Raw genomic sequence first — 21,728 nt, 5'->3', positions numbered from 1 at the left:
AAACGATTATAGGACTTTGCGATATCTGTAAAATAGTGTATGATATCGAAAAGACAAAAAGAAAACGAGACCGCATATGAGCTCATTTTCGGTTTACACATGTTAAAACTGGCCGCCATGCTCTGCCCGAAAAAGGGCAAACGACCTCAAAATAATATTTTTTGCATTTTATTATAATATCACAGGCATTTTGTCAAGTCAAACTTTTCTGGCCTCAAAAATAAAGTAACCTTTCTTCTTATCGACCACCCGAACCTCGCCAAATAACTCCTGCAATTTCTCTTGAGTCGAAGGGGCGCCCTGCTTTTTCTGTATGACAACCCATAACGATCCAGAAGCCGCGAGTTTTTCATACGCTTCTTCATAAAATCGGAAAATCGTCTCTTTTCCCGCACGAATCGGCGGATTGGTTAATATAGCACTGAATTCTTGCCCTTCAACATTGGACAAGCCGTCGCTTTCATAGACTGAAACATTTTCAACACCGTTTAATACGGTGTTTTTTTGTGCGAGTTCAATGGCTCTGGCATTGATGTCCACCATGTGCACATGTCTTTGTGGAAATGCTTTGGCGATAGCCATTCCGATCGGTCCATACCCGCAGCCCACATCGAGAATAGGCCCTTCTATAACTGGTTCATCAAACGCCTCAATCAATAGCCGCGAACCGAAGTCGACATCATTTTTACTGAAAACGCCTGAATCCGTTTGAAACCGGAACGTCTCGCCCCGCAATGTGTAGGTCCACTCTTGGGGTTTGCTTTTAGTTTGAGGATTTTTGGAATAATAATGCTGGGACATACGGAGCCCTCCTTCCATCATACAATCTCAAGTTTCCCTTGGATTGGATTTAAAAAGAAGAAAAAGCCCGTCGGTGAATACTGACGAGCTTTCTTTCTTATAATATAGGTGAATTATTTAACTTCTACAGAAGCGCCAACTTCTTCAAGTTTAGCTTTGATTTCTTCAGCTTCTTCTTTAGTAGCGCCTTCTTTAAGAGCTTTAGGAGCTTCGTCAACAAGACCTTTCGCTTCTTTCAGGCCAAGACCTGTAACTTCGCGAACAACTTTGATGACTTTGATTTTTTGGTCGCCAGCAGAGTTAAGGATTACGTCGAACTCAGTTTGCTCTTCTTCAGCAGCGCCACCAGCAGCAGCTGCAGCAACTGGAGCAGCAGCAGTTACGCCGAACTCGTCTTCGATTGCTTTAACTAGGTCGTTTAGTTGAAGAATTGTCATTTCTTTGATTGCGTCTAGAATTTGTTCTTGTGTCATTATAATTTCCTCCTATGATAGGTAATTTTTTGTGGTGCTCAGGATGCTAAGAGATTAAGCGCCCTGTTCTTCTTTTTGGTCTGCAACTGCTTTTGTTGTAGCAGCGAAGTTGCGGACTGGAGCTTGTAGTACGCTGAGTAGCATAGACAATAGGCCATCGCGTGATGGAAGTTCAGCAAGAGCTTTCATTTCATCTGCAGATGCAACATTGCCTTCGATGATACCGGCTTTGATTTCTAGTGCTTCGTTGCCTTTTGCGAAATCGTTGATGATTCGCGCTGGAGCAACGACGTCTTCGTTCGAGAATGCGATAGCGTTCGGTCCTGTGAAGTGTTCGTTGATCGCTTCTAGGCCGTGAACTTCTGTCGCGCGGCGAGTCATGGAGTTTTTGTAAACTTTAAACTCGATGCCTTCCTCACGAAGCTGTTTACGAAGTTCTGTAAGTTGGGCAACGTTCAAACCGCGGTAATCAACAACGACAACCGATGCAGCAGCGTCGAACTTATCAGCGATTGTTTGCACAACAACTTTTTTCGTTTCAATTGCTTTGCTCATGTGGGCACCTCCTATAGATTTGTCATTCATACCGTCCGTCCATAAGAAAAGCCTCTGGTCCAGTGCAGACACAGAGGCATAAAATCAGCATCAATTAAGATGGAATCTGAATTCATCATGTCCTCGGCAGGGATTCATTAAGCGGCAAGCCGCCCCTACTGTCTGCGGTACAAATGGTTATTTCACAACTTCGCCAGTATAACGAAGCTGCGAAAGAATGTCAATATTTTATTTAACTACTACTTTTGCAGGGTCTACTTTGACAGCAGGTCCCATAGTAGTCGTTACGTTTAGTGATTTCATGTACGTGCCTTTAGCAGCAGATGGCTTAGCTTTCAAGATCACGTCATAGATTGCTTGTAAGTTCTCGGTAAGCTTGTCGTCTTCGAAAGACACTTTGCCGATTGGCGCGTGAATGATACCTGATTTTTCTGCACGGTATTCCACTTTACCAGCTTTGATTTCCTGAACAGCTTTCGCTACATCAAATGTAACAGTTCCTGTTTTCGGGTTCGGCATCAAGCCTTTTGGTCCAAGAACGCGTCCAAGTTTACCAACTTCGCCCATCATGTCCGGAGTAGCGACGATAACGTCGAATTCGAACCAGCCTTGTTGGATTTTTTGGATGTACTCAGCATCGCCAACGTAGTCAGCTCCTGCTTCTTGAGCTTCTTTTAGTTTGTCGCCTTTAGCGAAAACCAAAACGCTTTGAGTTTTACCAGTACCGTTTGGAAGCACGACTGCCCCACGGATTTGCTGGTCGTTTTTACGCGTGTCGATTCCTAGACGGAAAGCGACTTCTACAGTAGCGTCGAAGTTGACTGTGCTTGCTTTTTTCGCAAGTTCAATCGCTTCTTTCGCTTCGTAGAGCTTAGAACGGTCGATCAGTTTTGCTGCTTCTTGCAGCTTTTTGCCTGTTTTAGCCATTTTAAACGTCCTCCTTGTTGTGGTCTAACGGATTGAACCTCCCACGATTAAGGGCTGCGCTGTTCGCGTTGAACTGCGCAACCCATCCAAAAACAACTTCTTGAAATTAGTCTTCGATTGTAATGCCCATGCTGCGAGCAGTACCTTCAACCATCAACATTGCAGCTTCAACTGAAGCGGCATTTAGATCTGGCATTTTAGTTTCTGCGATTTCGCGAACTTGGTCGCGTTTCACAGTCGCTACTTTATTGCGGTTCGGTTCGCCTGAACCTGATTCAATACCCGCTGCTTTCTTCAATAGAACTGCAGCTGGCGGAGTTTTCGTAATGAAAGTAAATGAACGGTCTTCAAATACCGAAATCTCAACCGGAATAATAAGTCCTGCTTGTTCAGCAGTACGCGCGTTAAATTCTTTACAGAAGCCCATGATGTTGACGCCTGCTTGACCTAGTGCTGGTCCTACTGGCGGCGCTGGGTTAGCTTTTGCTGCAGGGATCTGCAATTTTACGACTTTAACTACTTTTTTAGCCACGAAACACACCTCCTTAAGTCCGTGATGTGGTAATAGGGTTGCCCCTCCCACTCATATCTGTCCGTCAACTTGATTTTCGTTGATAGAATTAATTGGTTTGTACAGATGCTGCCCTTTGGCAGTCTGACCTATGAAATGATACCACCATTGCAAAAAAATAGCAAGGGGCCTTGTTATACTTTTTGGACCTGCTCGAAATCGAGTTCCATTTTCGTTTCGCGCCCGAAAATGTCGATCGACACTTTGACTTTGCCTTTGGTATCGTCGATTTCTTCGACTTTACCTTGGAAGTTGGCGAATGGCCCTTCCATGACTTCGACTGTATCCGCGACTGCAAAATCGATATCCACTTTGCGTTCGGTCATGCCCATCTGCTTGAGGATGAAATCAACTTCTTCTTCAAGAAGCGGTGTCGGTTTCGCTCCCCCGCCTGACGAACCGATAAAGCCGGTCACACCCGGCGTATTGCGGACGACATACCAGGACTCATCCGTCATGACCAATTCGACTAACACGTAACCTGGGAAGGTTTTGCGCATCACTGTGCGTTTTTTGCCGTCTTTGAAATCTGTTTCCTGTTCTTCAGGGATGATGACGCGGAAGATCAAATCTTCCATCCCCATTGTTTCTACGCGCTTTTCCAGGTTCGCTTTCACCTTGTTTTCGTAACCGGAATACGTATGGACTACATACCAATTTTTCTCCATATTCGAGCGGACTAAGCGTCCATCCCTCCTTTTTTACAAATGAAAAAACCCGCTCCATGGAATGACGGGCTATTTTTCGTTATTCTTATGACTGTGTTACAGTGCCAGGAACCAACGGAATAATTCCGATATGCCGGTATCGATCAATGCGAAGAAAAGAGCCATGAAAATGACCGTTGACAGGACGACGATTGTATAGCGCGTCAATTCCTTGCGTTTTGGCCAGCTGACTTTTCTCATTTCCGAAACGACATTTTTAAAGAAATCGCCAATGTTACCCATTATCGTAAAAACCTCCGAATTTCAAAGTCACTCTATATCGTCCGGCATTCAAAGCAATACTATTTCGTTTGTTTATGCACGGTATGCTCGTTGCAGTGAGCACAGAATTTTTTGAGTTCCAAACGTGTGCTTGAATCCGCTTTCGCAGGTACCGCATAATTGCGGGAAGCACATTTCGAGCAGCTCAACACGATTTTTTTAGCCATTATTCTCACCTTGCTCTATTTTACAGCTTTTTCAAGAGTATCATCATAAAAACTTGCTGTCAATAGTACTTACGAGGACCGGCTTTCACTCGCTTGCAGATGCCGCTCAAGTTTCCGCTTGACCCGCTGCAAAGCATTGTCGATCGATTTTACATGCCGTTCCAGCTTTTCAGAGATTTCCTGATAAGACTGCCCATCGAGATATAGCGTCAACACTTCCCGTTCCAGTTCACTCAGCACTTCGTCCATCTTGCCTTCCATATAACGGAATTCTTCGTTATGGATCATCAGCTCTTCCGGATCGTCCGCGCCACTTCCAGCGAGCACATCCATCAATGTCCGGTCCGACTCTTCGTCATAAATCGGCTTGTCGAGAGAGACATAGGAATTCAGCGGGATATGCTTCTGGCGAGTGGCTGTCTTGATCGCCGTGATGATCTGGCGGACAATGCATAGCTCCGCAAATGCGCGGAATGAAGAAAGTTTATCACTCCTGAAGTCACGGATGGCTTTGTACAAGCCGATCATTCCTTCCTGGATGATGTCTTCTTTATCTGCGCCGATGAGAAAATAGGAACGGGCTTTCATCCGCACAAACGGACGGAACTTGGTGATGAGAAAATCCAAGGCTTCCGTGTTGCCGCTATGGACCAGACCGACAAGTTCTTCATCTGCCAATTCACTAAAGTTACGGTTGCGAACTTGCTCAAAATTTTCCACGGGTGATCCCTCCGATTGGGTGAGCCTCGATATTTCCAGTATACAGGAAGAAAAAATTGAGCGTCAACAGTTCATTTAAGGCCTCTTCGCCATTTTTCGAAAATTTCTGCCACTTCTCCTTCAAGCGGAATCTTGGAGATGGAGCGCTGCTCTTGGATCTCACGCACTTTCTTGGCGATGCGCTTGTCAATTTCCTCCATCTCGATTTCCAATTCACGCGCAGAGATGCGCAAAGCCCCTTTAGCAAAAATTACCCATTGCTCGGTGGAATCGGATGTGGCGACGTAAATTTGGTCGCGCCGGCTATTCAGGCTGATCGCCAGTTTTTCAATTCGTTCATCGGCTGTCTCGCTGGAACGGGTGAAAATGACTTCCACTTCACTGTGCAAATTTTTCGCTTCGATGCCCGGCACCAGGTGGGCATCGAACACTACAATGACCCGCCATCCTTTGAATCCTTGGTATTCGGCCATCCGTTCGATGAGCCGGTCGCGTGCATCCGCCAAGCGTTCTTTCTTCAGCGCTTTCAGTTCTTCCCAATCGCCAATGATGTTATAGCCATCCACCAGCAGAATATTCATGGCATCACCCTAGTGGATGGCGCTTGCGATAGACTTCATACATCAACAAGCTCGCCGCCACCGACGCGTTCAAGGATGTCACATGGCCGACCATCGGCAATTGATAAAGGAAGTCGCATTTGTCGCGCAAGATGCGGCTCATGCCTTTGCCTTCACTGCCGATGATGACGGCAAGCGGCAAGGTCGCATCCATGCGCCGGTAGTCTGCCGATTCTTTTGCATCCGTTCCCGCGATCCACACGCCGCGCTTCTTCAATTCATCGACAGTCTGCGATAGATTATTGACGCGCACAACCGGCACGTGTTCAATCGCCCCGGTCGATGATTTCGCGACAACGCCGGTCAAGCCGACTGCACGACGCTGCGGGATGATCAAGCCGTGAGCGCCCACTGCATCTGCCGTGCGCATGATCGATCCTAGATTATGTGGGTCTTCCAGTTCATCGAGGATGAGGAAGAACGGATCTTCTTGCTTGTCCTGGGCTTTCGCAAACAACTCTTCCAATTCCGCATAGCGGTAAGCCGCGACCGCTGCGGCAATTCCTTGGTGATTCGTATCGGTCAGTCCGTCAATTTTCTTTTTCGGGACGAACTGCACCAGCACTTTCTGTTCTTTCGCCAATTGCAGAAGTTCTGCAATGCCTTTTTTCTGGACGCCTTCCGCGATCCAGATTTTATTGATGTCGCGCTTGGCGCGCAATGCTTCTAACACCGGATTTTTTCCTCCGATGATTTCAGGCGTTTCCTCTGTCATTTGACCACTCCTCTCGGCTCTTCGGCGATGCTGATTGCATAATTGATCAATTCATCCAGCCGCTCCTGCTCTTCTTTTAAGTACAACCAGCCGAGCACCGCTTCAAAGGCGGTGCTGAAATTATAGGTCTGGACATCGGTATTTCTCGGCACCGAACCGGATTTTGCATTGCGGCCCCTCCGCATGATGGCAAGTTCTGTTTCGGTCAGGACCCCTTCATCGACAAAGCGCTTCAAAATGAGCGCCTGGGACTTAGCCGAAACAAATGCCGTCGATGACCGGTGAAGGATATTCGGCTTGACACGGCCTGCGTGAAGCAAGTGTGCACGCACTGCTGTCTCGTAAACGGCGTCTCCCATATAAGCGAGTGCCAAGGCATTCAATTGGTCAACGTCTTGTTTTCTCAATACCATGCCGATTAGCCCCTCTTCCAGCGCGTGCCTTGCGCTGTGTCTTCCAAAATGATGTTCTGTTCTTTCAATTGGTCGCGGATTTCATCAGATCTTGCAAAATCGCGGTTTTTGCGTGCTTCGATGCGCTCTTCCAATAATGCTTCAATCTCCGCATCCAAAAGCTCCGATTGCGCGAATGGCAAGCCAAGAACTCCCGCCAACTCATCAAACACATCAATGAAAGTTTGAAGAACCGGTTCAGCCGTCTGTTTCTCAAGCAGGTACGTATTCGCAAGTTTCGACAGGTCGAACAGCTTCGAAATGGCATTCGCCGTGTTGAAATCATCGTCCATCGTTTCGATGAATTCCTGCTTGATCGCTTCAATTTTCGACAGCCAAATATCGTTATGGTCGCCAAGGCCGGCTGAATTCTCCAAGCGGTGTTTGACATTGCCATAAGCCGTACGGATCCGCTCCATCCCCGCTTTTGCGTCTTCTACTAATCCTTTGGAGTAATTGATCGGATGGCGATAATGAACCGACAGCATGAACAGGCGCAATACTTGCGGGTCGAGTTCTTTTAAAATGTCATTGACCAGTACGAAGTTATTCAACGACTTGGACATTTTTTCGTTTTCAATATTAATATACCCGTTATGCATCCAATAACGCGCAAACGGCTTGCCAGTATAAGCTTCCGATTGGGCGATTTCATTTTCGTGGTGCGGGAAAGTCAAATCCTGCCCGCCGGCATGGATGTCGATCGTATCGCCGAGGTGTTCTCTTGCCATTACCGAGCATTCGATATGCCAGCCGGGGCGTCCCTTGCCCCATGGGCTTTCCCAGGAAATTTCGCCAGGTTTTGCCGCTTTCCATAAAACGAAATCCAGCGCATCCTGCTTTTTATCTCCCGCTTCGATGCGGGCACCGATCTTCAATTCATCCACTGACTGATGGGATAATTTCCCATATCCATCGAATTTACGCGTATGGTAATAAACATCGCCTTGTGATTCATATGCATAGCCTTTTTCGATGAGTGCTTCGATAAACTCAACGATTTGCGGCATATGGCCGGTGACACGCGGATGGACATCCGCTTCTGCGCAGCCGAGCGCTTTCGTGTTGTCGAAATATGCAGTGATAAAGCGTTCTGCAATTTCCGGCACTTCCTCGCCAAGTTCATTTGCCGCTTTGATCAATTTATCGTCGACATCCGTGAAATTTGATACATATTTCACGTCGTACCCGCGGTATTCCAAGTAACGGCGCACCGTGTCATACACGATGACCGGGCGTGCGTTTCCGATATGGATGTAATTATAGACGGTTGGCCCGCACACATACATTTTCACTTTGCCTTCTTCAAGCGGCACGAACGCTTCTTTTTGGCGCGTCAATGAATTAAAAATCTGGATACTCATAATAACTTCCCTTCTTCCTGGTGCTGGTTGTTTTCTCTTTTCAGCTGTTCCACTTCACGCTGCAAGGCGGCGATCTTCATTTCCATGCCATCGCATTTGTCCATGACTGGATCCGGCATGTTCTGGTGGTTCAAGTCTCTGTTTTTTACTTTGACGCCGTCCTGGATGACGACTTTTCCTGGAATGCCGACAACCGTTGAATTCGGGGGCACGTCTTTCAAAACGACCGAACCCGCTCCGACTTTGGAGTTTTCACCGACCGTAATTGAGCCGAGCACTTTTGCGCCTGTCGCGACCAGCACGTTATCTGCGAGTGTCGGATGGCGCTTGCCGCGTTCTTTGCCAGTTCCGCCAAGAGTGACGCCTTGATAGAGCGTCACATCGTTGCCGATTTCACACGTCTCCCCGACGACAACTCCCATGCCATGGTCGATAAACAACCGACGGCCGATGACGGCGCCTGGATGGATTTCAATTCCTGTGAAAAAGCGGCTGATTTGGGAAATCGCCCGCGCGATAAAAAACAGTTTCTTCTTGAAGAAGAAATGCGCTAAACGGTGGGCCCAGATGGCGTGCAGTCCGGCATAAGTCAGTACCACTTCAAAATAACTGCGGGCAGCAGGGTCTTGTTCAAAAATAACATCAATATCTTCTTTCAATAATTTCCACATCTGGCATTCTCCTTTCTGTTCCAATATAAAAAGCGCCCCTGTCAATTGCTTGACAGAGACGCTTTCCCGCGCGGTTCCACTCTGATTAAAAGGACATGTCCTTTTCTCTCGAAGCCTTTAACGCAGGCAAACGTCTGGTCTACTCGTTTCGACTCAGCACTCGGGGAGGCATTTCAGGAATGCAGCGGCACAGGTCACTTACAGCCGGTGATGACCCTCTCTTTGGAGCATGCTTTCCTTACTTCTTCCCGTCAACGTTTTGGTAATTGGTAAATTCATTGTACACGCTTATGCGCATAAGTCAAAACTTTATGCCCCTGCGTATTGGCCAACGCGCGCAATCGCTTTTTCCTTGCCAAGAAGCGAAATTGCATCCGGCAATTCGGGGCCATGTGTCTGCCCTGTCGTCACAACGCGGATCGGCATGAAGAGGTTTTTTCCTTTATGGCCGGTCGCTTTTTGTACCGCTTTGATCGCGGATTTGATTTCAGCCGGCTCGAACGCATCTAAAGATGCCAGTTGCTCTTTGAAAGCAGCCATGACTTCCGGTACCTGCTCGCCGCTTAAGACTTCTTTTTCGGCTTCGCCGTAATGAAGATCATCCGTAAAGAACAAGTCGGACAATTCGACGATTTCTGCGCCGAAACTCAATTGGTCATGGTACAAGGCGATCAATTTCTCTGCCCACTCGGCTTGCTCAACAGATAACTCCTCCGGCAGCTTGCCCGCTTTTTGAAGATGCGGCAACGCCAGCCCGACGACTTCTTCAAGTGACATTTGCTTGATGTATTGGTTGTTCATCCACGTCAATTTTTGCTTATCGAACATCGACGGCGATTTCGACAAACGCTCTGTGTCGAAAATGCGGATCAATTCTTCTTTCGAGAAAATCTCTTCTTCGCCTTCTGGAGACCAGCCGAGCAGCGCAAAGAAGTTAAACAGCGCTTCTGGAATATAACCGAGGTCTTTGTACTGGGAAATGAATTGGATGATCGACTCGTCGCGCTTCGATAGCTTCTTGCGATCTTCGTTGACGATCAAAGTCATATGCCCGTAAGTCGGATGACCCCAGTCGAACGAATCGTAGACCATCTGCTGTTTCGGTGTGTTCGACAAATGCTCTTCGCCGCGGAACACGTGGGTAATCTTCATCAAATGGTCATCGATGACCACTGCGAAGTTATACGTCGGAATGCCGTTCGTCTTCACGACGACCCAGTCGCCGACATCTTTTGATTCAAATGAAATCTCGCCGCGCACCATGTCATCGAATTTATAGGTGACATCCGCCGGCACTTTCATGCGAAGAGAATACGTCTCGCCAGCCGCTTCTTTTTCAGCGACTTCTTCGGCCGTCAAATTGCGGCAAGTCCCGCTGTATTGAGGAGCGGCAACACCAGAGGCGCGCTGGGCTTCACGTTCTTTCTCGAGTGTATCCGGCGTACAGAAACATTTATAGATATCGCCTTTTTCCAAGAGCTCATCGGCATATTTTTTGTAAATATCCAAACGCTCCATTTGGCGATACGGGCCGTATTCCCCGCCCACATCAATCGATTCGTCGTGCTCGATGCCGAGCCATTTCAAGTTGTCGATCTGGGACATGATGCCCGTTTCAATATTGCGGGCTGTATCCGTGTCTTCGATGCGGATGATGAATTTGCCATTCATATGGCGGGCATATAAATAATTAAATAGCGCTGTGCGGGCTCCGCCGATATGTAAATGTCCAGTCGGGCTCGGTGCATAGCGTACGCGTGTTTCTTGTGTCATTTGGTTTCCTCCTAAAATTGCCTTAATCCTTTAGTTATTCTATCACTCCGGGACGTCCAGCGAAAGCGGGCGCTGATTGAGTAGAATAACCGCGAGCGCCGCGACTCCTTCTTCTCGGCCGGTAAAGCCGAGATGTTCGGACGTCGTCGCTTTGACGTTCACTTGTGAAATATCCGCTTCCAATAGCTCCGCAATCGATGCGCGCATTTGCTCGATATAAGGGGCAAGCTTCGGTTTTTGCGCAATGACCGTACAATCGACATTGCCAAGTTCATACCCTTGTTCTTTTACATATTCCCAAATATGCGTTAGCAATTTCTTGGAATCGGCGTCTTTAAATTCCGGGTCGGTATCCGGGAAGTGCTTGCCGATATCTCCCCCGCCGATCGCGCCGAGTGCTGCGTCCGTGATCGTATGCAATAGCACATCCGCATCCGAATGGCCGAGAAGCCCCCGGTCGTGTTCGATTTCAACGCCCCCTAAAATAAACGGACGCCCTTCTGCCAATTGATGCACGTCGTATCCTTGTCCAATTCGAATCATCTTTTTTCCTCCTGTAATCGACTCGCCAGAATCGCTTTTCCATAAATCAAATCATCCGGTGTCGTCATTTTGACGTTTTCATACGTGCTTTCAACAATCTGCACCGGGTGTCCCATGCGTTCCACAAGCATCGCCTCGTCCGTCCCGAGGAACCCGTCGGCCTTAGCCCGTTGCGCCGCTTCCATCAACAGTTCATAGCGGAAGGCCTGAGGCGTCTGGATCATCCACAGCTCCGCTCGATTCACCGTTTCGGTAATAACGCTTTCGCGAACTTTTTTGATCGTGTCTTTTACCGGAACGCCGGCAATCGCGGCACCCGATTCATTTGCTTGCTCCACCAATTCGCGAATAACGCTAGGGCTGATGAACGGGCGCGCAGCATCATGCACAAGCACGACTTCAGACTGCCCAGCCATTTCAAGGCCTGCACGCACACTATCCTGGCGTTCAGCGCCGCCTGTCGCATAGCCTTTGACTTTCTTGATTCTATACCGTTCGACATACTCTTCAATCAGCTCGCGCTCATCTTCTTTGACCGCAAGCCACATGCCTTCGCAATCCGGGTCCCGGTCGAACACTTCCAATGTATAAATGAAGATTGGCTTGCCGGAGAGCTCCAGCAATAACTTATTGCGATCGGCTTTCATTCGTTTTCCACTGCCGGCAGCAGGCAATACGACTGTATATTTCATGACAGACATCCTTTATTTTTTTGATCCATTTTTCTTCAAAGCCAGTCCCTTAGGCTTGGCAAAAATCATCCGTCCTGCAGAAGTCTGCAATACGCTCGTGACCACGACGTCGATCGCCTCGCCAATATGGCCTTTGCCTTCTTCAATGACAATCATCGTACCATCGTCCAAATAAGCGACGCCTTGATTCTGTTCCTTGCCGTCTTTAATGACGACCACATGCATTTCCTCGCCTGGTATGACGACCGGCTTCACCGCATTGGCAAGGTCGTTAATATTCAATACCGGCACATTATGAAGCTCGCATACTTTGTTCAAATTAAAATCGTTCGTCACAACTTTCCCGCCCATTTTCTGGGCTGCACGCATGAGCTTCATATCGACTTCAGCCGCATCACCGAAATCCTCTTCCGTAATCATAATCGCTCCTACGCGCTCTGTCTGCAGGCGCTTCAAGATATCGAGTCCCCGTCTGCCGCGTGTGCGCTTCAACGTGTCGGACGAATCCGCAATGTGCTGAAGCTCTGCAATGACAAATTGCGGTACGACAAAGATCCCTTCCATAAATCCAGTCTCTGAAATATCCGCAATCCGCCCATCGATGATGACGCTCGTATCGAGCAATTTATAAACTGATTTTTCCACCGGTTCATCTTCCGGCTTTTTTCCGCTCGCTAGTTTAGCAGGTGCGAGCATCCCCATCAATTCATCGCGCTTTTGGAAACCGACCTGGAATCCCAAATAACCGAGAACAACGGAAAGAATAATCGGCGCAACTGTCGCGATTAATGGCAAATCGATAGTGTTTAAGGCAAAGCCGAACAAAAAGGCAACCACCAAGCCAATAATCATCCCTAGTGTGCCAAATAGCAAATCTGCTGTCGGGGCATGGAGCAATTTGCCCTCCATCCATTTCATGAAATGGATAATCGAATCGACGAACAATAAGGACAGTACATAAAAAATCGCAGCACCGATAATGGCAGCGACATACGGGTTGTTGATCCATGGATTATTAGAGATAGAAATAAGTTCAAAAGCATATGGCAAAAATAAAATTCCAACCGTAGCGCCTATTAATAAAAACAATAGCTGAATAATTTTCCGAAGCATTTGTTCCACCTCCTTCTCTTGATATTATACACGTTTTAATTATGAAACACTCCGTATAACCCCACCCTGCCGATAATAGAAAAAAAGAGGCATTGCTGCCCCTTATTGTTGCGGGAATAATTCCTTCAACGCCTCGTTTATAGTTTCAACACCAACGACGCGGATTCCTTCCGGAAAATCCCAACCGCCCATATTCGATTTTGGTATGATGGCACGCTTAAAGCCCAGCTTTGCCGCTTCCTGCACACGCTGTTCGATGCGCGACACACGGCGCACCTCTCCGGTCAACCCGACTTCACCGATAATGCAATCATCCACTTTCGGTGCAATATCCCGGAAACTCGAGACAATGCTTGCGAGCACGGCGAGATCGATCGCTGGTTCATCCAGCTTCACGCCGCCCGCGACTTTAATATACGCATCTTGCGACTGCAGCATCAAGCCGACGCGCTTCTCCAGCACCGCCATCAATAACGATACCCGGTTTTGGTCAATCCCAGTCGCCATTCGCTTCGGATAATTAAAACTCGATGGGGTGACCAATGCCTGAATCTCCACCAGTATCGGCCGTGTCCCTTCCATGGAAGCGACAACCGTCGATCCCGCTGTGCCACTTGAACGTTCCTGTAAAAACAGCTCGGACGGATTCAACACTTCCTTTAACCCACCTTGCAGCATTTCAAAAATCGCAATTTCATTCGTCGAACCGAAGCGGTTTTTGACACTGCGCAAAATGCGGTACGTATGATGCCGTTCCCCTTCAAAATACAACACCGTATCGACCATATGCTCCAAGATACGAGGTCCAGCGATCTGGCCTTCTTTCGTCACGTGGCCGACCAGGAAAATCGCGATGTTTTTCGTTTTCGCCACACGCATCAATTCTGCCGTGCTTTCACGAACTTGCGTCACACTACCGGGCGCAGATGTCACTTCCGGATGATAAACCGTCTGAATTGAATCGACAATCACAAAATCCGGCTCTACTTCTTCAATCGTGTGATGGATCAGCTCCAAATTGGTTTCCGCAAAAATCAATAAGTCCCCCGAAACCGCATCCAGCCGCTCCGCCCGCATTTTCGTCTGGCGAATCGACTCCTCACCTGAAATATACAGCACTTTCTTGCCAGCTTTCGCAAGAAGTGCCGACACTTGCAAGAGTAACGTCGATTTCCCGATCCCAGGGTCGCCCCCGATCAAAATAAGCGAGCCGGAAACAATTCCACCACCGAGCACGCGGTTCAACTCTTCCATTTCAGTTTTTGTGCGCGGCTCTTCTTTCGTTTCAATCGAATTGATTGGTGTCGCTTTTTGAGCAACTTGAGGAGCGCTATGCTGGAATGCGCCTCTTGTGCCTTTCGGTGCTGCAACTTCTGTTTCTTCCGTCATTGTGTTCCATGCCGCACAACCTGGGCATTTCCCCATCCACTTTGCAGACTCATAACCGCAGGACTGGCAGATGAACTTTATTTTTTTCTTCGCCATAGTTACCTCCTATATATAGAAAAAACCCGCCGGAGACATATCCGGCGGGCGGGATATCGTTACGATTTCTCTACGGCCCCTTCATTCGTACGGACAATGAATTCATCGCCCTGTACATCGAAGACAATTTTTTGCCCGGCAATTGCTGTACCTTTCAACAACTCTTCAGACAAACGGTCTTCGACATGTTTTTGAAGTGAGCGGCGCAAAGGACGTGCTCCGTATTCCGGATCATACCCCTCTTTGGCAATTTTATCAAGCGCTGCCTCTGTCAGCTCCAGATCGATGTCCTGTTCTTTCAAACGGCCCGTCAACTGCTGCGTCATCAGCTCGACAATCTTGCGCAAATCGTTCTTTTCAAGTGAATGGAAGACAATCATATCATCGACACGGTTCAAGAATTCAGGACGGAACGCTTTCTTCAATTCCGCGAGCATCTTGCCTTTCATGTCTTTATAATCCGTCTTCGAATCTTCCAAGTTAAAGCCAACATACTTATTGTATTTCAATTCCTGTGCACCGACGTTCGACGTCATGATGATTACCGTATTACGGAAATCGACGCGACGCCCTTTGGAATCCGTCAAATGCCCGTCTTCAAGTACTTGCAAGAGGATATTGAAAACTTCAGGGTGGGCTTTCTCGATTTCATCAAGCAAGACGACTGAATATGGCTTTCTGCGAACTTTTTCCGTCAACTGGCCGCCTTCTTCATAGCCGACATAGCCTGGAGGTGACCCAACAAGGCGTGAAGTCGTATGGCGTTCCATGTACTCAGACATATCGATGCGGATCATCGCATCTTCATCCCCGAACATCGATTCAGCCAAGGCTTTCGCAAGCTCGGTTTTCCCGACGCCCGTAGGCCCTAGGAAAATGAACGAGCCAATCGGACGTTTCGGATCTTTCAACCCGGCACGCGCACGGCGGATCGCTTTCGAAATCGAAGTCACCGCTTCGTCCTGGCCGATTACACGACTATGAAGGATTTGTTCCAAATTAAGCAATTTATCGGATTCTGTCTGCGCCAATCTCGATACCGGCACACCTGTCCACATAGAGACGACTTTTGCAATATCTTCGACTGTCACTTCAGACTCTTCTTTGCCTTGCTTTTCTTTCCATTCTTTCTTCGTCTGGTCGAGCTCATCTTTCAACTTCTGCTCGGCATCGCGAAGAGAAGCCGCTTTTTCGAATTCCTGGCTCTGCACCGCTTCATTCTTTTCAGAACGCGCCGCTTCAAGACGGGCTTCAAGCTCTTTCAAATCCGGTGGAGTCGTATACGAACGCAAACGCACTTTTGAACCGGCCTCATCGATCAAATCGATCGCTTTATCCGGTAAGAAGCGGTCGGAAATATAACGGTCGGACATTTTCGCTGCCGCAACAATCGCTTCATCGGTAATTTTCACGCGGTGATGCGCTTCGTAGCGGTCGCGCAAGCCTTTAATGATTTCGATTGATTCCTCAACCGTTGGCTCATCGACTTGAATCGGTTGGAAACGACGTTCAAGCGCTGCATCTTTTTCGATGTACTTGCGGTACTCGTCCAATGTTGTGGCACCGATGCACTGCAATTCGCCGCGTGCAAGCGATGGTTTCAAGATATTCGAAGCATCAATCGCGCCTTCAGCACCGCCAGCCCCGATCAATGTATGAAGCTCATCAATGAAGAGAATGACATTGCCTGCTTGGCGTATTTCATCCATCACTTTTTTCAAGCGGTCTTCAAACTCACCACGGTATTTCGTTCCGGCAACTACCGTACCCATATCAAGCACCATGACGCGTTTGTCGCGAAGCGTTTCCGGAATTTCATTATTAACGATTTGCTGGGCAAGCCCTTCTGCAATCGCCGTTTTACCGACACCAGGCTCCCCGATCAATACCGGGTTGTTTTTCGTTCTGCGGCTCAATACTTCAATCACACGCGTGATTTCGTCACTGCGTCCAATCACAGGATCCAAGCTACCTTCACGCGCAACTTGCGTCAAGTCACGTGCCAAGCCATCCAAAGTCGGTGTATTGGCAGAAGCATTCGGGCTCGTGCCAGTCGATGCTTGTTCGTTGCTGCCAAGTAGTTGCAATACTTGCTGGCGCGCTTTGTTCAAGCTGACACCGGCATTCCCAAGAACTCGTGCCGCGACCCCTTCGCCTTCACGGATTAAAGCAAGCAGTAAATGCTCTGTTCCGATATAAGAGTGCCCAAGCTTGCGGGATTCGTCGACCGATAGCTCGATCACTTTTTTAGCCCGCGGCGTATAATGAACAATCGGCCCGACATCTTTTTCGCCGACCCCGACTAGTTCTTTGACACCGTCTTCGATCAATTGTGTATTCACTTCAATTGCTTCAAGTGCTTTCGCAGCGATTCCGCCGCCTTCTCGGATCAAACCAAGCAAAATATGCTCAGTTCCGATCGATTCGTGCTTCATGCGGATTGCCTCTTCTTGAGCTAATTGAAGAACTTTTTGTGCGCGTTGTGTAAATCGGTTGAACATCATGCAAAATCCTCTCCTTTTGTATTTATCCCGTTATCAGCTAACCTCTCCCGGAACAATTCCGCCCGGGCCAGGTCCCGTTCCTTCGCTTCTAATGGACGTCCTGCATACTGCTGCAAAAACGCAGGCTGCATAAAGACCATCAATTCATTCAGTATCGACATGTCTACACCCGTTATTAGATGAAGATCGATGCCAAGTCTGACATCTGATAAACAAGTAGCTGCTTCTTCTGTATTCAACAGACGGGCGTGAGTCAGGACACCTAATGACCGGTACACCCTATCTTCAAGGAGCAGCGGAGAATTCGCATTTAGCGCTTCCCTTGCTCTTCGTTCCTGTTCAATAATCTGCTCGGTCATGTTTTGCAAATCCTGCAAAATCTCATACTCTGATTTCCCCAGTGTTACTTGGTTAGAAATCTGGTATACATTACCAAGCGCTTCACTTCCTTCTCCATAAATCCCTCTCACAACCATCCCCAGACGGGATATAGCCGGGATGATCCGGTTGATTTGATGGGACATCGTTAAAGCTGGCAAATGAAGCATGACAGAAGCGCGCATGCCTGTACCCGTGTTTGTAGGGCAACTGGTCAAATAACCAAATCTCTCATGGAAAGCATAAGAAAGGTGTTCTTCTAAAAGCGAATCCATTTTATTCGCTATGTCATATGCTTCCTGCAGATGAAAGCCTGACTGCAAACTTTGGATCCGCATGTGATCTTCTTCATTGACCATAACGCTAAGCTCTTCTTCATCCGATAATAATACAGCACTGGAATGCTGGCTATTTGCTAAATAAGGGCTAATTAAATGTTTTTCTACTAACACTTCACGTTGTAGATCGTTTAATTCTTCAATATTGATATGAGTAAAACCGTACCCAACTTCCTTTCCCTTATCCAGCAAGACCGAAGAAACAGCTTTATCAACTTTCAACGCTTCATCTTCAGAAAAAGCGTAGGGAAATTTAAATTCGTCTAAATTTCGTGCAAGCCGAATCCTTGTACTCATGGCTATATCAACGTGTTCTCCGTTATTAGCCATCCAACTGCTTGCACGGGGTTGAAGGAAACGATCAATTGCCAACACCCCCACCTCCTTCAAGCTTTTCATTCAAGACCTTAACTTGATCTCGCAGCCTTGCAGCTTCTTCAAAATTCTCATCTTGTATGGCAGCCTGCATTTGCTTTCTCAATTCTTCAATTTCCTTTTTGATTTTCAACGTTGTTCCATAAGAAGCAGGAATCTTTCCTGTGTGTTCTGTATTCCCATTTTGTACTCTTTTTAAAATCTCATTTAGCTGAGGCGAAAAGGTATTATAACATTCAGCACAGCCAAACTTACCGAGATTCAAGAATTTTTGGAAGGTAAATCCACAAGATGGGCAAATCGGAACTTCTTTTCGTACAGGACTTACAGCGGCTTGCTGTTTTGGAAACCAATTGGCTAATAAGTTATGGATTGCCATAGGATCTTGATCAAAAGAAAAACTGATATTATGATTTTCCGCCGCACAAACGTGACAGAGGTGTTTTTCTGTTAAATGGCCTTGCTGGTTCTGCTTCACAATGACTGTAGCTGGCCGTTCTCCACATTGTTCACAAATCACTTGATCACTCCTTGCCCGTTCGACTCATATTGAATAGTAAACAGCATCGCCACTAAAATCCGCGCTCGTACTTCATCTCGTATAGGTAGAGGCAGCCCGAGAGTAGAACGATCAATGGCACTCAAAATCAATTTAGCTTCACGCTTCGATATAACATCTTCACTTAAAAGCCTCCACACAATATCTTCGGCCATAGTTTGTGAAGCACCAGTTTCAAGCCTATTGATAATTTGGGCAATCAAATCCGATTTCTTATGAAGGCGTATTTTCTTAATACGAATATATCCGCCCCCACCACGCTTACTTTCAACTAAATATCCACGATCTAATGTAAATCTAGTATTTATCACATAATTAATTTGAGAGGGAACACATTGAAACTTCTCAGCAACCTCACTTCGTTTAATTTCAATAAGGTCCTTACCGCTTATTTCGATAATCTCTTTTAAATAACCTTCAATTATATCTGAAATATTCCGCATCGCTTTCACCTCTTGAGCGTTTAAATGCGCTAATGATTGACTTTGACTATATTTGACTTAATTATACATAAGCATTTTATGGATATCAAATACTTAGTCTGAGATAGAAAAAGTCTCGGGTTGAATATCCCGAGACTCTTCATTCTTGATCCATCATCCGTTTCATAAAATCTTTTGTATGACTTGATACCGAACGGGTTTTTTCTTCAACATACTTTGTTCTCCAACGTGTACCCTGTTGCCAAACTTCTACTATATCCCCTTTATTTACATCATGAGTAAAATCTGCAACTGGATAAGTATACTGTTCAGCAGAATCTTTTAATGAAACCAATAATGCAGTTCTTTTCTCAATCATTTTTACTGTATAATAACCTGCTTTCATAAGTCTTCACCTCATTTCTTTTTTCCCTTTATAATATATTTTCAATCCTTTTTTTAATTTAAAATACAAAAAATCCGCTACCGGAATGAACCGGTAACGGCCTTTCTACTTGCCCAGCGACGTCCTACTCTCACAGGGGGAAACCCCCAACTACCATCAGCGCAAAAGAGCTTAACTTCCGTGTTCGGGATGGGAACGGGTGTGGCCTCTTTGCCATCATCACTGGACTATGTTGAGCTTGTTCGCTCAAAACTGGATAAATCGACATTGTGGGAAACTTGCGTTTCAGTTTGTTGGTTAAGTCCTCGATCGATTAGTATTCGTCAGCTGCACGTGTCGCCACGCTTCCACCCCGAACCTATCTACCTCATCGTCTTTGAGGGATCTTACTTGCTTGCGCAATGGGAAATCTCATCTTGAGGGGGGCTTCGTGCTTAGATGCTTTCAGCACTTATCCCGGCCACACATAGCTACCCAGCGATGCTCTTGGCAGAACAACTGGTACACCAGCGGTGTGTCCATCCCGGTCCTCTCGTACTAAGGACAGCTCCTCTCAAATTTCCTGCGCCCGCGACGGATAGGGACCGAACTGTCTCACGACGTTCTGAACCCAGCTCGCGTACCGCTTTAATGGGCGAACAGCCCAACCCTTGGGACCGACTACAGCCCCAGGATGCGATGAGCCGACATCGAGGTGCCAAACCTCCCCGTCGATGTGGACTCTTGGGGGAGATAAGCCTGTTATCCCCGGGGTAGCTTTTATCCGTTGAGCGATGGCCCTTCCATGCGGAACCACCGGATCACTAAGTCCGTCTTTCGACCCTGCTCGACCTGTCCGTCTCGCAGTCAAGCTCCCTTGTGCCTTTACACTCTGCGAATGATTTCCAACCATTCTGAGGGAACCTTTGAGCGCCTCCGTTACTCTTTAGGAGGCGACCGCCCCAGTCAAACTGCCCGCCTGACACTGTCTCCCAAGCCGCTAAGGCTTGTGGGTTAGAAGTTCAATACAACCAGGGTAGTATCCCACCGACGCCTCCCCCGAAGCTGGCGCTCCGGGTTCTCTGGCTCCTACCTATCCTGTACAAGTTGCACCAAAATTCAATATCAGGCTACAGTAAAGCTCCACGGGGTCTTTCCGTCCTGTCGCGGGTAACCTGCATCTTCACAGGTACTATAATTTCACCGAGTCTCTCGTTGAGACAGTGCCCAGATCGTTACGCCTTTCGTGCGGGTCGGAACTTACCCGACAAGGAATTTCGCTACCTTAGGACCGTTATAGTTACGGCCGCCGTTTACTGGGGCTTCGGTTCGCACCTTCGCTTGCGCTAAGCACTCCCCTTAACCTTCCAGCACCGGGCAGGCGTCAGCCCCTATACGTCACCTTACGGTTTTGCAGAGACCTGTGTTTTTGCTAAACAGTCGCCTGGGCCTATTCACTGCGGCTCTCTCGGGCTGTAACACCCTACCAGAGCACCCCTTCTCCCGAAGTTACGGGGTCATTTTGCCGAGTTCCTTAACGAGAGTTCACTCGCTCACCTTAGAATTCTCTTCTCGCCTACCTGTGTCGGTTTGCGGTACGGGCACCTCCCGCCTCGCTAGAGGCTTTTCTTGGCAGTGTGAAATCAGGGACTCTGAGGTTAAACCTCTTGCCATCACTGCTTGATGTACATAGAAACGGGATTTGCCTCGTTTCTCATCTCACAACTTGGACGTGCACAACCAACGGCACGCTCACCCTATCCTTCTGCGTCCCCCCATTACTCAAACGGCGGGGAGGTGGTACAGGAATATCAACCTGTTGTCCATCGTCTACGCCTATCGGCCTCGACTTAGGTCCCGACTAACCCTGAGCGGACGAGCCTTCCTCAGGAAACCTTAGGCATTCGGTGGACGGGATTCTCACCCGTCTTTCGTTACTCATACCGGCATTCTCACTTCTAAGCGCTCCACCAGTCCTTCCGGTCTGACTTCAACGCCCTTAGAACGCTCTCCTACCACGGACATCTACGATGTCCATCCACAGCTTCGGTAATCCGTTTAGCCCCGGTACATTTTCGGCGCAGTGTCACTCGACCAGTGAGCTATTACGCACTCTTTAAATGATGGCTGCTTCTA

The 21,728-nt window shown here is 47.7% G+C and carries 24 protein-coding genes, 2 rRNA genes and 2 other annotated features (1 of these 28 only partly in view); all 26 genes read right to left on the bottom strand.

Annotated elements, in window-relative coordinates; translation table 11 throughout:
• Window positions 1–198: 198 nt before the first annotated feature.
• Entirely contained in the window at window positions 199–801 is a 603-nt protein-coding gene (locus G3255_RS00595; protein ID WP_211652847.1) for a class I SAM-dependent methyltransferase, read from the bottom strand.
• Between the two features lie 113 nt (window positions 802–914).
• Window positions 915–1,274, bottom strand: a complete 360-nt coding sequence (gene rplL, locus G3255_RS00590; RefSeq protein ID WP_121301283.1) for a 50S ribosomal protein L7/L12 — start codon at window positions 1,272–1,274, stop codon at window positions 915–917.
• A 54-nt stretch (window positions 1,275–1,328) separates the two neighbouring features.
• Window positions 1,329–1,829 (bottom strand): 50S ribosomal protein L10, encoded by a 501-nt coding sequence (rplJ, locus tag G3255_RS00585; protein ID WP_058382182.1) that lies wholly within the window; start codon window positions 1,827–1,829, stop codon window positions 1,329–1,331.
• 35 nt (window positions 1,830–1,864) lie between these two features.
• Window positions 1,865–2,015, bottom strand: a sequence feature (ribosomal protein L10 leader region).
• Window positions 2,016–2,057: 42 nt separating this feature from the next.
• The gene (rplA, locus tag G3255_RS00580) at window positions 2,058–2,756 is read right to left on the bottom strand and encodes a 50S ribosomal protein L1 (protein ID WP_211652846.1); all 699 of its coding nucleotides are present in this window, start codon (window positions 2,754–2,756) and stop codon (window positions 2,058–2,060) included.
• Between the two features lie 106 nt (window positions 2,757–2,862).
• The gene (gene rplK, locus G3255_RS00575; protein WP_058382184.1) at window positions 2,863–3,288 is read right to left on the bottom strand and encodes a 50S ribosomal protein L11; all 426 of its coding nucleotides are present in this window, start codon (window positions 3,286–3,288) and stop codon (window positions 2,863–2,865) included.
• 173 nt (window positions 3,289–3,461) lie between these two features.
• A complete protein-coding gene (nusG, locus tag G3255_RS00570) occupies window positions 3,462–3,995 on the bottom strand; it encodes a transcription termination/antitermination protein NusG (protein WP_058382185.1) in 534 nt (177 codons plus the stop codon).
• A gap of 96 nt (window positions 3,996–4,091) precedes the next feature.
• Window positions 4,092–4,277, bottom strand: a complete 186-nt coding sequence (secE, locus tag G3255_RS00565) for a preprotein translocase subunit SecE (RefSeq protein ID WP_058382186.1) — start codon at window positions 4,275–4,277, stop codon at window positions 4,092–4,094.
• A gap of 59 nt (window positions 4,278–4,336) precedes the next feature.
• The gene (gene rpmG, locus G3255_RS00560; RefSeq protein ID WP_058382187.1) at window positions 4,337–4,483 is read right to left on the bottom strand and encodes a 50S ribosomal protein L33; all 147 of its coding nucleotides are present in this window, start codon (window positions 4,481–4,483) and stop codon (window positions 4,337–4,339) included.
• Window positions 4,484–4,552: 69 nt separating this feature from the next.
• Window positions 4,553–5,203 (bottom strand): RNA polymerase sporulation sigma factor SigH, encoded by a 651-nt coding sequence (sigH, locus tag G3255_RS00555; protein ID WP_211652845.1) that lies wholly within the window; start codon window positions 5,201–5,203, stop codon window positions 4,553–4,555.
• A gap of 71 nt (window positions 5,204–5,274) precedes the next feature.
• The gene (locus tag G3255_RS00550; protein ID WP_211652844.1) at window positions 5,275–5,784 is read right to left on the bottom strand and encodes an NYN domain-containing protein; all 510 of its coding nucleotides are present in this window, start codon (window positions 5,782–5,784) and stop codon (window positions 5,275–5,277) included.
• Between the two features lie 4 nt (window positions 5,785–5,788).
• Window positions 5,789–6,538: a 23S rRNA (guanosine(2251)-2'-O)-methyltransferase RlmB gene (gene rlmB, locus G3255_RS00545; protein ID WP_211652843.1), complete on the bottom strand. Its 750-nt coding sequence runs from the start codon at window positions 6,536–6,538 to the stop codon at window positions 5,789–5,791.
• On the bottom strand, window positions 6,535–6,951 hold the full coding sequence (locus G3255_RS00540) for a Mini-ribonuclease 3 (protein WP_101189183.1): 417 nt from the start codon (window positions 6,949–6,951) through the stop codon (window positions 6,535–6,537). The genes rlmB and G3255_RS00540 overlap by 4 nt, the downstream gene beginning before the upstream one ends.
• A 5-nt stretch (window positions 6,952–6,956) precedes the next feature.
• Window positions 6,957–8,354: a cysteine--tRNA ligase gene (gene cysS / locus G3255_RS00535; protein ID WP_211652842.1), complete on the bottom strand. Its 1,398-nt coding sequence runs from the start codon at window positions 8,352–8,354 to the stop codon at window positions 6,957–6,959.
• On the bottom strand, window positions 8,351–9,025 hold the full coding sequence (cysE, locus tag G3255_RS00530; protein WP_211652841.1) for a serine O-acetyltransferase: 675 nt from the start codon (window positions 9,023–9,025) through the stop codon (window positions 8,351–8,353). The genes cysS and cysE overlap by 4 nt, the downstream gene beginning before the upstream one ends.
• Before the next feature lie 51 nt (window positions 9,026–9,076).
• Window positions 9,077–9,289, bottom strand: a binding site (T-box leader).
• A 45-nt stretch (window positions 9,290–9,334) separates the two neighbouring features.
• Window positions 9,335–10,798: a glutamate--tRNA ligase gene (gene gltX / locus G3255_RS00525; protein ID WP_211652840.1), complete on the bottom strand. Its 1,464-nt coding sequence runs from the start codon at window positions 10,796–10,798 to the stop codon at window positions 9,335–9,337.
• A 42-nt stretch (window positions 10,799–10,840) separates the two neighbouring features.
• Window positions 10,841–11,341, bottom strand: a complete 501-nt coding sequence (gene ispF / locus G3255_RS00520; protein ID WP_211652839.1) for a 2-C-methyl-D-erythritol 2,4-cyclodiphosphate synthase — start codon at window positions 11,339–11,341, stop codon at window positions 10,841–10,843.
• Window positions 11,338–12,033: a 2-C-methyl-D-erythritol 4-phosphate cytidylyltransferase gene (ispD, locus tag G3255_RS00515; protein ID WP_211652838.1), complete on the bottom strand. Its 696-nt coding sequence runs from the start codon at window positions 12,031–12,033 to the stop codon at window positions 11,338–11,340. Before ispD ends, ispF begins: the two co-directional genes overlap by 4 nt.
• A 12-nt stretch (window positions 12,034–12,045) precedes the next feature.
• Window positions 12,046–13,146 carry a PIN/TRAM domain-containing protein gene (locus tag G3255_RS00510; protein WP_211652837.1) on the bottom strand — a complete coding sequence of 367 codons (1,101 nt, stop codon included), beginning with the start codon at window positions 13,144–13,146 and terminating at the stop codon, window positions 12,046–12,048.
• Between the two features lie 102 nt (window positions 13,147–13,248).
• On the bottom strand, window positions 13,249–14,631 hold the full coding sequence (radA, locus tag G3255_RS00505) for a DNA repair protein RadA (protein ID WP_211652836.1): 1,383 nt from the start codon (window positions 14,629–14,631) through the stop codon (window positions 13,249–13,251).
• Between the two features lie 59 nt (window positions 14,632–14,690).
• Entirely contained in the window at window positions 14,691–17,135 is a 2,445-nt protein-coding gene (locus tag G3255_RS00500; protein WP_058382199.1) for an ATP-dependent Clp protease ATP-binding subunit, read from the bottom strand.
• The gene (gene mcsB / locus G3255_RS00495) at window positions 17,132–18,223 is read right to left on the bottom strand and encodes a protein-arginine kinase McsB (RefSeq protein ID WP_211652835.1); all 1,092 of its coding nucleotides are present in this window, start codon (window positions 18,221–18,223) and stop codon (window positions 17,132–17,134) included. Before mcsB ends, G3255_RS00500 begins: the two co-directional genes overlap by 4 nt.
• Window positions 18,213–18,746 carry a UvrB/UvrC motif-containing protein gene (locus G3255_RS20200; protein ID WP_211652834.1) on the bottom strand — a complete coding sequence of 178 codons (534 nt, stop codon included), beginning with the start codon at window positions 18,744–18,746 and terminating at the stop codon, window positions 18,213–18,215. The genes mcsB and G3255_RS20200 overlap by 11 nt, the downstream gene beginning before the upstream one ends.
• The gene (locus G3255_RS00485; protein ID WP_211652833.1) at window positions 18,743–19,228 is read right to left on the bottom strand and encodes a CtsR family transcriptional regulator; all 486 of its coding nucleotides are present in this window, start codon (window positions 19,226–19,228) and stop codon (window positions 18,743–18,745) included. The genes G3255_RS20200 and G3255_RS00485 overlap by 4 nt, the downstream gene beginning before the upstream one ends.
• A 139-nt stretch (window positions 19,229–19,367) precedes the next feature.
• Window positions 19,368–19,613, bottom strand: a complete 246-nt coding sequence (locus G3255_RS00480; protein ID WP_211652832.1) for a hypothetical protein — start codon at window positions 19,611–19,613, stop codon at window positions 19,368–19,370.
• A gap of 111 nt (window positions 19,614–19,724) precedes the next feature.
• Window positions 19,725–19,840: ribosomal RNA gene (gene rrf, locus G3255_RS00475) — 5S ribosomal RNA — on the bottom strand.
• A 66-nt stretch (window positions 19,841–19,906) separates the two neighbouring features.
• Window positions 19,907–21,728 (bottom strand): 23S ribosomal RNA (locus G3255_RS00470); it runs 1,111 nt beyond the window's last position.

The sequence above is a fragment of the Planococcus sp. MSAK28401 genome (assembly GCF_018283455.1).
Taxonomy (GTDB): Bacteria; Bacillota; Bacilli; order Bacillales_A; family Planococcaceae; genus Planococcus; species Planococcus alpniumensis.
The sequence above is the reverse complement of the archived record's forward strand: the minus strand, read 5'-3'. Positions and strand labels throughout refer to the sequence as shown.

Excerpts from the sequence above, each read along its gene's own strand:
- cysS (WP_211652842.1), bottom strand. The coding sequence starts at position 8,354 with ATGAGTATCCAGATTTTTAATTCATTGACGCGCCAAAAAGAAGCGTTC.
- G3255_RS00550 (WP_211652844.1), bottom strand. The coding sequence starts at position 5,784 with ATGAATATTCTGCTGGTGGATGGCTATAACATCATTGGCGATTGGGAA.
- secE (WP_058382186.1), bottom strand. The coding sequence starts at position 4,277 with ATGGGTAACATTGGCGATTTCTTTAAAAATGTCGTTTCGGAAATGAGA.
- rpmG (WP_058382187.1), bottom strand. The coding sequence starts at position 4,483 with ATGGCTAAAAAAATCGTGTTGAGCTGCTCGAAATGTGCTTCCCGCAAT.
- G3255_RS00500 (WP_058382199.1), bottom strand. The coding sequence starts at position 17,135 with ATGATGTTCAACCGATTTACACAACGCGCACAAAAAGTTCTTCAATTA.
- G3255_RS00485 (WP_211652833.1), bottom strand. The coding sequence starts at position 19,228 with ATGCGGAATATTTCAGATATAATTGAAGGTTATTTAAAAGAGATTATC.
- rlmB (WP_211652843.1), bottom strand. The coding sequence starts at position 6,538 with ATGACAGAGGAAACGCCTGAAATCATCGGAGGAAAAAATCCGGTGTTA.
- G3255_RS00595 (WP_211652847.1), bottom strand. The coding sequence starts at position 801 with ATGTCCCAGCATTATTATTCCAAAAATCCTCAAACTAAAAGCAAACCC.
- rplJ (WP_058382182.1), bottom strand. The coding sequence starts at position 1,829 with ATGAGCAAAGCAATTGAAACGAAAAAAGTTGTTGTGCAAACAATCGCT.
- rplL (WP_121301283.1), bottom strand. The coding sequence starts at position 1,274 with ATGACACAAGAACAAATTCTAGACGCAATCAAAGAAATGACAATTCTT.
- nusG (WP_058382185.1), bottom strand. The coding sequence starts at position 3,995 with ATGGAGAAAAATTGGTATGTAGTCCATACGTATTCCGGTTACGAAAAC.
- ispF (WP_211652839.1), bottom strand. The coding sequence starts at position 11,341 with ATGATTCGAATTGGACAAGGATACGACGTGCATCAATTGGCAGAAGGG.
- cysE (WP_211652841.1), bottom strand. The coding sequence starts at position 9,025 with ATGTGGAAATTATTGAAAGAAGATATTGATGTTATTTTTGAACAAGAC.
- rplA (WP_211652846.1), bottom strand. The coding sequence starts at position 2,756 with ATGGCTAAAACAGGCAAAAAGCTGCAAGAAGCAGCAAAACTGATCGAC.
- gltX (WP_211652840.1), bottom strand. The coding sequence starts at position 10,798 with ATGACACAAGAAACACGCGTACGCTATGCACCGAGCCCGACTGGACAT.
- G3255_RS00480 (WP_211652832.1), bottom strand. The coding sequence starts at position 19,613 with ATGAAAGCAGGTTATTATACAGTAAAAATGATTGAGAAAAGAACTGCA.
- ispD (WP_211652838.1), bottom strand. The coding sequence starts at position 12,033 with ATGAAATATACAGTCGTATTGCCTGCTGCCGGCAGTGGAAAACGAATG.
- radA (WP_211652836.1), bottom strand. The coding sequence starts at position 14,631 with ATGGCGAAGAAAAAAATAAAGTTCATCTGCCAGTCCTGCGGTTATGAG.
- G3255_RS00540 (WP_101189183.1), bottom strand. The coding sequence starts at position 6,951 with ATGGTATTGAGAAAACAAGACGTTGACCAATTGAATGCCTTGGCACTC.
- G3255_RS00510 (WP_211652837.1), bottom strand. The coding sequence starts at position 13,146 with ATGCTTCGGAAAATTATTCAGCTATTGTTTTTATTAATAGGCGCTACG.